Origin of the sequence: Micromonospora globosa, assembly GCF_000717585.1 — a bacterium.
GTDB lineage: Bacteria > Actinomycetota > Actinomycetes > Mycobacteriales > Micromonosporaceae > Micromonospora > Micromonospora aurantiaca.
In genome coordinates, this window is record NZ_JNZR01000001.1 from 216,090 (window position 1) to 223,520 (window position 7,431).

At 74.8% G+C, this 7,431-nt stretch carries 8 protein-coding genes; 1 reads left to right on the top strand and 7 read right to left on the bottom strand.

From position 1 onward, the window contains the following. Nucleotides 1-2: 2 nt before the first annotated feature. Nucleotides 3-278 carry an acyl carrier protein gene (locus IF06_RS0100805; protein WP_013476329.1) on the bottom strand — a complete coding sequence of 92 codons (276 nt, stop codon included), beginning with the start codon at nucleotides 276-278 and terminating at the stop codon, nucleotides 3-5. Nucleotides 279-1,277: 999 nt separating this feature from the next. On the opposite strand from IF06_RS0100805, the gene IF06_RS0100810 reads away from it, so the two are divergent. Then, nucleotides 1,278-3,275 carry a S8 family serine peptidase gene (locus IF06_RS0100810; RefSeq protein WP_013286999.1) on the top strand — a complete coding sequence of 666 codons (1,998 nt, stop codon included), beginning with the start codon at nucleotides 1,278-1,280 and terminating at the stop codon, nucleotides 3,273-3,275. Here the strand turns inward: IF06_RS0100810 and IF06_RS0100815 are convergent, their stop codons facing one another. From IF06_RS0100815 to IF06_RS0100840, 6 genes are all read right to left on the bottom strand, one after another. Continuing rightward, nucleotides 3,276-4,175 carry a GlcNAc-transferase family protein gene (locus IF06_RS0100815; protein ID WP_013286998.1) on the bottom strand — a complete coding sequence of 300 codons (900 nt, stop codon included), beginning with the start codon at nucleotides 4,173-4,175 and terminating at the stop codon, nucleotides 3,276-3,278. Beyond that, a complete protein-coding gene (locus IF06_RS0100820) occupies nucleotides 4,172-5,116 on the bottom strand; it encodes a hypothetical protein (protein WP_030268265.1) in 945 nt (314 codons plus the stop codon). The genes IF06_RS0100815 and IF06_RS0100820 overlap by 4 nt, the downstream gene beginning before the upstream one ends. Before the next feature lie 127 nt (nucleotides 5,117-5,243). After that, nucleotides 5,244-6,164: a hypothetical protein gene (locus IF06_RS0100825; RefSeq protein ID WP_030268268.1), complete on the bottom strand. Its 921-nt coding sequence runs from the start codon at nucleotides 6,162-6,164 to the stop codon at nucleotides 5,244-5,246. Continuing rightward, nucleotides 6,161-6,661, bottom strand: coding sequence for a type VII secretion system-associated protein (locus IF06_RS0100830; protein WP_013286995.1), 501 nt, complete (start codon nucleotides 6,659-6,661; stop codon nucleotides 6,161-6,163). The genes IF06_RS0100825 and IF06_RS0100830 overlap by 4 nt, the downstream gene beginning before the upstream one ends. Further along, the gene (locus IF06_RS0100835) at nucleotides 6,658-7,023 is read right to left on the bottom strand and encodes a type VII secretion system-associated protein (RefSeq protein WP_013286994.1); all 366 of its coding nucleotides are present in this window, start codon (nucleotides 7,021-7,023) and stop codon (nucleotides 6,658-6,660) included. The genes IF06_RS0100830 and IF06_RS0100835 overlap by 4 nt, the downstream gene beginning before the upstream one ends. A 62-nt stretch (nucleotides 7,024-7,085) precedes the next feature. Then, on the bottom strand, nucleotides 7,086-7,409 hold the full coding sequence (locus IF06_RS0100840; RefSeq protein WP_013286993.1) for a YrhB family protein: 324 nt from the start codon (nucleotides 7,407-7,409) through the stop codon (nucleotides 7,086-7,088). Nucleotides 7,410-7,431: the final 22 nt, after the last annotated feature.

Here is a 7,431-nt window from a genome sequence, read left to right on the forward strand (position 1 = left end):
GGTCAGGCGATCTTCGCGGTGCTCAGCTGCGTCCGGACGTACTCGTAGATGCTGCCGATGGTCTGGAAGTGCTCGGCCTCCAGCGTCGTCGCGTCCACGAAGAACCCGTCGACCGCGTCCTCCAGCGCCATGAGGAACGTCAACGACGTCATCGAGTCGATCCCGAGGTCCTCGCGGAGCTGGGTGTCGAGATCCATGTCGAGGACGGCGTCGTCGTGCGTCACGTCGGCGAGCACGCGCTTGACGGTGTCGATGAGCTCGGATTCCTGGATGGGCACGGAAATGCTCCTTCGTTCGGGTCGGAGGCGGCCGGAACCGGCCCGCGAGCGGGCTGGGAATCGCCCGGGTGGGCGCACGGTTGTCCGCCGGCGATGGTGATCGGTGCGGAAAGGATTTCCGGGATCGCGATAAGCCGCCGGAAAGTGTCCTCCGGTTGCGGTCGGCGGAAGGAACTTTGCCGAACCGCGATCGGGGGTGTCAATGCTTTTCCGACTCGGCGGGTGACGGCAGTACGACTGAGCGTGTCAGTCGGAAATGCGGCACCGTGGCGATTCGTGCGGACGCGGCCGGCTCGCCTTTCCGGTGTTCCCGGCCGACCCGGTCCGGATCGGCGATGTCGGACCTGGCCGTCCGTACCCGGATCCGCGCTATCTGTCCACCTTGCCGGGTCGGACCGGGCCGGAGGCGCCGCTCACCCGGGCCGGACGGGTGGTCGCGGGATGTCTCCGACCGGCCGGCGCGTGCTCGTGGCGATTACTCCATGAGGGCGTGTGGCGCTACCCGGTAGCCGACAGTCGTTTCCCGCAGTGATGCCGTGTGACGCAACTCGCCAACCGTCCTTCCCGGCGGCTGTCCGGCGGCTGTCACTCCGCTTGCGGATGAGTTCTCGGCGAATCGCCGGCATCGAAAGGATGATTCGGAGTGGTCTCTTCGGTCCGGCTGTCGGAAACCGAATTGACCGCCTTCCGATCACGCGTCATCACGCGTTTACGAGAATGTGTCGCGGTGGGAATTCCACAACGGCGCGGCACCCGAGGCGGCCGCCTCTCGCCTGCGTCCGCCGAAGCGGGTCGCGGTGATGCCGCGCCCGGACCCTCCGGCGGCCCTTCGTGCATCGGAGATCCGCGATGCTAGCCTGCCCGTCTGGTAAGGACAGTCTTCTCGACCGGGTTCAAGAGTGGATCGATGACGGATGGTTCGGACGCCCGGCGTTCGCGGCACCACGCAACGTCCGGGACCACACCCGTGACCGGCGCCGGCAGCCGAGGTGGTCGCGGATGACCCGGACCGCACCGGCGGCCGCCCGGGCCGCGCTCGCCGCCGTCGTCGCGTCGGCGGTGCTCGCGCTGACGCCGCTCGCGCCGGCCGCCCGCGCCGAGGGCGACCACGTCAAGTACTACACGGTCGAGGCGGCCCACCAGGGCGAGCCGGAGAACCTCACCGAGATCGCGGAGCGGTTCCTGGGCGACGGCGCGCGGGCGGCCGAGCTGTTCGCGCTCAACGCCGGGCGGATCCAGCCGGACGGCACCACCCTCACCGACGGTTCCCGGCTCCGGGCCGGCTGGGTGCTGGTGCTGCCGTGGGACGCGTACGGCAGCGAGGTCCGCCGGGGCGTCCCGCCGGCCGCGAAGCCGGCGCCCGGCGCGTCCACGCCGGCCGGACGGCAGCCCGCCGCCGACGGCGACGCGGCCGTCCGCCCGCCGAAGGGGTGCCGCACCGCCGCGACGTCGCGCGCCCGGTCACAGTGGGCGGGTCCGCGCGTCGCCGCCGACCAGGCGTGGCCGCACAGCCGGGGCCGGGACCAGCTCGTGGCCGTCGTCGACTCCGGCGTCGCCGGCGGCCTGCCCCCGCTCGCCGGCCGGGTGACGACGGGTGTCGACCGGGCGACCGGCGGCGCTCGCGGTGACACCGACTGCCTCGGCACCGGTACGGCGATGGCCGCGCTGATCGTGGCGCAGCCGGTGAAGGGGTCGGCGGTGGCCGGCATCGCGCCGGACGCGGCGGTCATGCCGGTCCGGGTAGCCGGCCGGACACCCGGCGCCTCGACCGCGGCGAGCGTGGCGGGCATCCGGGCGGCGGTCGGCTCCGGCGCCTCCGTCGTCGCGCTCGGGCCGCAGGTGGACCTCGGCCAGGCCGAGGTGGTGTCCGCCGTCAACGAGGCGGTCGACGACGGCGTGGTGGTCGTGGTGGGCGCCGCCGCTGAGTCGGCGCCACCGGACCCGGACGTGCCACTGAACGACGCGGTGCTGCGCGTCGGCGGGATCGGGCCGGACGGGGGTACGGCCGACAGCTACCGGTCCGGCGGCGTGGACGTGGTCGCACCCGGCGTCGACGTGACCAGCCTCGGCATCACCGGCGCGCGACCGGTGAACGGCGCCGGCACCCACCTCGCCGTCGCGTACGTGGCGGGGCAGGCGGCGCTGATCCGGTCGGCGTACCCGGATCTCGACCCGGCGCAGGTCCGCAACCGGGTGCTGAAGACCGCGAAGACCACCGGCGGCGTCGCGCCGGAGATCGACCTGACCGCCTCCGTCACCGCCGTGCTGCCCGAGGAGGCGCCCCGGGCACAGGCGGCCGCGCAGGCGTCCGGCTCCGCCGGGATCGGCCGCCGGGCGGCGTTGCTGACGCTCGCCGGGCCGGCGGCGCTCGCCGCCCTCCTGCTGGGCCTGCGCGCCCGCAGGTCGGCGCGGACCGGTGCCGGGCGGCCGGAGGCGGCACCCGCCGGGACCGGGACGGCAGCCCCGTCCGTCCCCACCGTCACGGCGGACGCCGCCGCGACGCGGACCGATCCGGCCGTCGCCGCCCCGCCCCCGACCGATCCGGCCGTCGCCGCCCCGGACGTGACGGCGGCGGTCGCGGAGCTGAGCCGCGACCCCGCGCTGCGGCACCTGGCCGCCGACGAGGCGGGCATGGCGTACCTGGCGGAGACCCGGCCGGAGGCGCGCGAGAAGGCGCTCATCGGCCTGGTGCCGGGCATGGACGACGAGACGGTGGCAGCGCTGCCGGCGATGGTGACGGCGCTGCCCGGCACCGACGAGCAGGAGCAGTCGCTCACCGGCGTCCTGGTCGACGTCCGGCGTCACCTGCGCGGCGACCCGCTCGCGCTGGACCGGGCGCTGGTGCGCGCCGGGAAGGTCCGGTGGCAGTCCCAGCACGAACTGGCCGAACACGTCACGTCGTACGCGCAGCAGCATCCGGAACTGGACCGGCTCGCCACCGCCATCGCCGAGACCCGCTGGTCGAGCGGCGCCGGGGAGCCGGCGCGGGGCAGCTGATCAGAGCAGCACGAGTTCCTGGGCCAGCATGTCGGTCCAGGTGCGCCGGGTGAAGTTGCAGCCGGTGTGCGCCACGAACTGCTCCAGGGTGCGTACCGGCCCGATGCCGAGCCGGTCGACCGGCGGGGTGTGCAGCATGTAGAGCACCCGGCGACGGCTCAGTTCCTCGTAGCGGGACCAGTCCTGCTCGACGTGGTCGCTCCAGTGCCGCGGCCGGTCCTGCCGGATGTAGTAGTGCCAGGTCAGCACCTCGGTGGGGTGGAACAGGTCGTAGCCCCACGTGTAGGCGCGCAGGGCCAGGGTGATCTCCTCGCCGTGGAAGTAGATGCCCGGGTCGTAGGGCACCTCGGCGACGAACGAGCCGGGCGCGAAGAGGAACCCGGCGGCCAGGAACAGCGCCGGCTTGGGCGGTACGCCGGGCGCGGCCCCCTCGATCAGGCGCTGACCGAAGACCGGTACGCCGAACGTCGTCCAGTCGCTGACGACGATCTCGGCGGGCGCGCCCGCGCCGGTAAACTCCTGATCGGGCTCGTAGCTTGCCGGGTACGCGGTGAGGACCGGCTTCGCCGCACCCGTCTCCCGCGCCATCCGGATCATCCGCACGTCCCAGCCCGGCGCGAACCGGGTGTGGCTGTCCACCTGCAACAGCCAGTCCTCGCCGCGGTATTGCTGGAACGTCTTGTCCCGGGCCCAGCAGGCGCCGCGGCTGTCCCGGGCGTCGTACTCCTGCACGTCCACCTGCGGCAGGTCCCGGATGGCGGAGATGTCCTCGTCGCCGAGGTGCTGCCAGCACACCCCGATGCGGACGTCCTCCGGGTGCGCCGCCTTGGCCAGGCAGTCCAGCACCGTCGGCACCAGTTCCCGGTCCCGGTACGACGCGACCGCCACGAAGATCGTCACGCGTCCGCCTCCGCCTCCGCCTCCGCCGGGACGAGGGCGTACGACTGGAACAGCAGCGCCAGCGCGCGGTGCTCGTCGGCGGGATCGGTGACCGGGAGCCGGTCACCACGTGACCGGATGTGGGCCAGGAGGTCCGGCTCCGGTGCCAGCCCGTACGCCTGGAGGTAGTAGGCGACGGACTCGGGCCAGAGCCAGCGTCCGTCGGTGCGGTAGGTCGTCGGCACGACCCGGCCGCGTCCGGGCTCCACCACGTCGAGCCCGCGCGCGGTGGTGGCGAGCACCGGCGTGCCCGCGTCGAGGTACGCCGCCGCCCGTTCGAGGTCGGTGCCGGACAGCCGCTCCCGGTCCGGCGCGAAGCGAGCACCGTCGTCGTCCACCTCGTCGAAGACGCGGGCGATCCGCAGCGGTTCGGTGTCCCGGCCGGCCCAGAGCAGCGCGCCGGACCGGCGGGCCCCGGCCGCGTAGGGCGGCAGCTTGTCACCGGGGCGGTACACCTCGACCAGCGGGGCCGAGATCCCGGCCCCGGCGAGTGCCCGCATCACTGTCGCCGCCGTCACCGCCTGCGGCCCGTTCGTCTCCAGCACGTAGACCGGCGCGGGCGGGATCACCGAGGCCGCCCACTCCGGAGCGATCCGCCATCCGCGCCACAGCGCCACCGCGCCGGGCTGCTGCCGGGCCGCCGCGACCGCGACCCGGTCGGTGTCGTCCATCAGGCCGTCGCGGCCGGTGAGGTCGGCCAGTGGCGGCACCCGGCCACCGAAGACACGCGGATTCGGTACGGCCGACGCGAACGTGAACGGCAGGTCGACCGGTCCGGGCGGCTCCGGGAGAGACACCGCGCCGGTGTCGGCGAGCCGCAGCCGCGCCTCGGCGAGCATCGCGTCCGGCACCCGGCCACCGAGGTGCAGCAGCGCGATATGCAGCTCGTCCTGGTCCGTCATTCCCGGCCTCCTCGCGTCCTCGTCGGCGGGCGTCGGCGCATTCGACCACGGCGGCCGACGGGAGCGCCGCGCAGCGCCGGGGCTCGTGCCCGAAGGACACCGCGACCCGAGGCGTTCGTGCACCCGGTCAGAGCGCCCTCGCGCGTACCAGGGCGGCGAACGCCCGGTGGACGGCGACCGCGTCGGCGGGCGCGGGCGGGTCGGCCCGGCACCGCCGCAGGTACCGCAGCAGACCCTCGTCGGCCAGCGCGCCCTCGTCGAGCAGCCGGTCGGCCACGTCGGCCGGCCAGACCCAGGTGCCGTCGGTGCGCAGGTGCGCGGTCAGGGCGGGCGCCGACCGCAGGTGGGTGACGAACGCCGCGATCTCGTCGTCGTCGACCGGGAGCCGGGCGTCCCCGTCGGCGGCCAGGTGCACCTCGCCGGGCGGCTGAGGAGCCCAGATCAGCGCGGACCGGGACCGGGCCGCCCACTGGTACGCGGGCAGCGGCAGGTCGGGCCGGTACACCTCGACCGGCGCGGCGTACCCGGCGTCGGCGAGGGCCTGCTGCCCCCGGTCGGCGATCGCGGGCAGTTCGTCGTCGGGCGCCGTCGCCTCGACCAGGTAGACCCGCACGGCGTCGACGGTGCCGTCCGGCCCCCGGGTGATCCGCCAGCAGCGCCACACCCCGGCGGTGCGCGCCGGGTCCAGCACGTCGAGCAGGGCCCGGTCGAGGTCGTCCACGGTGCCACCGGCTGTCTCGTCCACCACCGGCGGCGCGGCCGTCGCGTACAGCGGCAGGTCGGCCGGCGGGAACGGGACGAACAGGGCCGTCGGTTCGGCGTCCACGTTCTCGTCCGCAGCCGGTTCGGGCAGCAGCGGCGTCTCCGGGGGCAGCAGCGCGGTGAGCACCGCGATCTCCGCCGCTGACTGCGGGAACGCGCCGAGCAGCCGTGCGGCGCAGGCGCCGTGGTCGCCGTGGGCGAGCAGGCCACGCAGGCCGGCGAGGTCGCCGTCCGGGATCCGGCCCGCGGCACGCAGGCAGAGCAGGTGCAGCAGACCGGTGCTCATCGCGTCGCCGCCGTCTCGTGCAGGAAGGCGGCGGCCAGCCGGGCGGGCGCCGGGCCGCCCGGGTTGACGAGCACGTCACCGTCACCGGCCACCCGGGCCAGTTCCGCCAGGTCCAGCAGCCGCCACCCGGGCGCCGGCACCGGCTCCCGGTGGGGTTCGCCGGTGGCGACCACCACGCACCGCTCGTCGTCGGGGGCGCTGACGACGAGCGGCCGCCCGTCGCCGTTCACGGCCAGGTGCAGGGGGGACGCGCGCAGCACCGACCGCAGGTGAGCCGGCTGCGCCGCACCGGCCGCGACCAGGCGCAGCAGCGCGTCGACCGGGTCGGTGGGGGAGTCCGGGAAGTGCGGGCGGTAGTCCGGGTTGCGCCGGAACTCGCCCACCTCGCCGTCCGCGCCGACCTGCCACACCCCGACGACCGCCTCGAACGGCGGTTCGTCGTCCTCGCCTGCCGGCCACTGCGGGTCGAGCAGGAACAGGAACTCGTCGTCGCTCATCCGTCCGTGTCCTCGTCGGCGAACCGGAGGGCGTGCCAGACGATCGCGGCGGCCAGCCGTACCGGCTCGGGGCGGTTCGGGTCGACCAGGACGTCGATGCCGTCCGGAAGCAGCTCGGCCAGCTCGGCCGCCTCGACCCGGCGCCACCCGGGCGCGAAGGTGCGGGCGCGCTCGTCGGCCGAGGTGGCCACGACCACGCACGGCAGGTCGTCGAAGGAGCGGACGACGAGGGGACGGCCGTCGCCGTTCATCGCGAGGTCGAGCGGGGAGGCGCGCAGCGCGGACTGGACCTGCTCGATCGCGGCGTCGCCGCGCATCATCCGGTGCAGCAGCACGTCGAGCGGCTCGGCGCTGTGGGTCATGGTTCCTCCAGGTGGCGGCGGCCCGCCGCGACGGTACGGTCACGGCGGGCCGTCCGTCCGGCTCAGGCGAACGGGTCCGGTGCGGCCGGGACCGGCACCGGAGGCAGTCCCTCCCGCGCGGCGTACTCGTTGAGCCAGCGCTCCAGCGGCGGACCGGACGGCGCCACCCACGGCTCGGCGCCGTTCTTCGGCACGACCAGCGGGCCCACCGCGAGCGTGTCCATGATGTCGCCGGTCTCGGTGGCCCGGACCGTGTTGAACGGGTACACCCAGCACCACTCGTACTCGGCCGGTGCGTCCGGGGCGAGCAGCGTCAGCGGCTGCTCCGGGTTCTCCAGCCGGCGCAGCGCGGTCTGCGCCCGGGTGCGGGCGTCGTCGGCGTTCATCGGGTAGTCCTTCTCTGTCGTG

Bases quoted from the DNA above. Each gene is read 5' to 3' on its own strand.
- IF06_RS0100825 (WP_030268268.1), bottom strand. From the start codon at position 6,164: ATGAGCACCGGTCTGCTGCACCTGCTCTGCCTGCGTGCCGCGGGCCGG.
- IF06_RS0100835 (WP_013286994.1), bottom strand. From the start codon at position 7,023: ATGACCCACAGCGCCGAGCCGCTCGACGTGCTGCTGCACCGGATGATG.
- IF06_RS0100820 (WP_030268265.1), bottom strand. From the start codon at position 5,116: ATGACGGACCAGGACGAGCTGCATATCGCGCTGCTGCACCTCGGTGGC.
- IF06_RS0100840 (WP_013286993.1), bottom strand. From the start codon at position 7,409: ATGAACGCCGACGACGCCCGCACCCGGGCGCAGACCGCGCTGCGCCGG.
- IF06_RS0100810 (WP_013286999.1), top strand. From the start codon at position 1,278: ATGACCCGGACCGCACCGGCGGCCGCCCGGGCCGCGCTCGCCGCCGTC.
- IF06_RS0100830 (WP_013286995.1), bottom strand. From the start codon at position 6,661: ATGAGCGACGACGAGTTCCTGTTCCTGCTCGACCCGCAGTGGCCGGCA.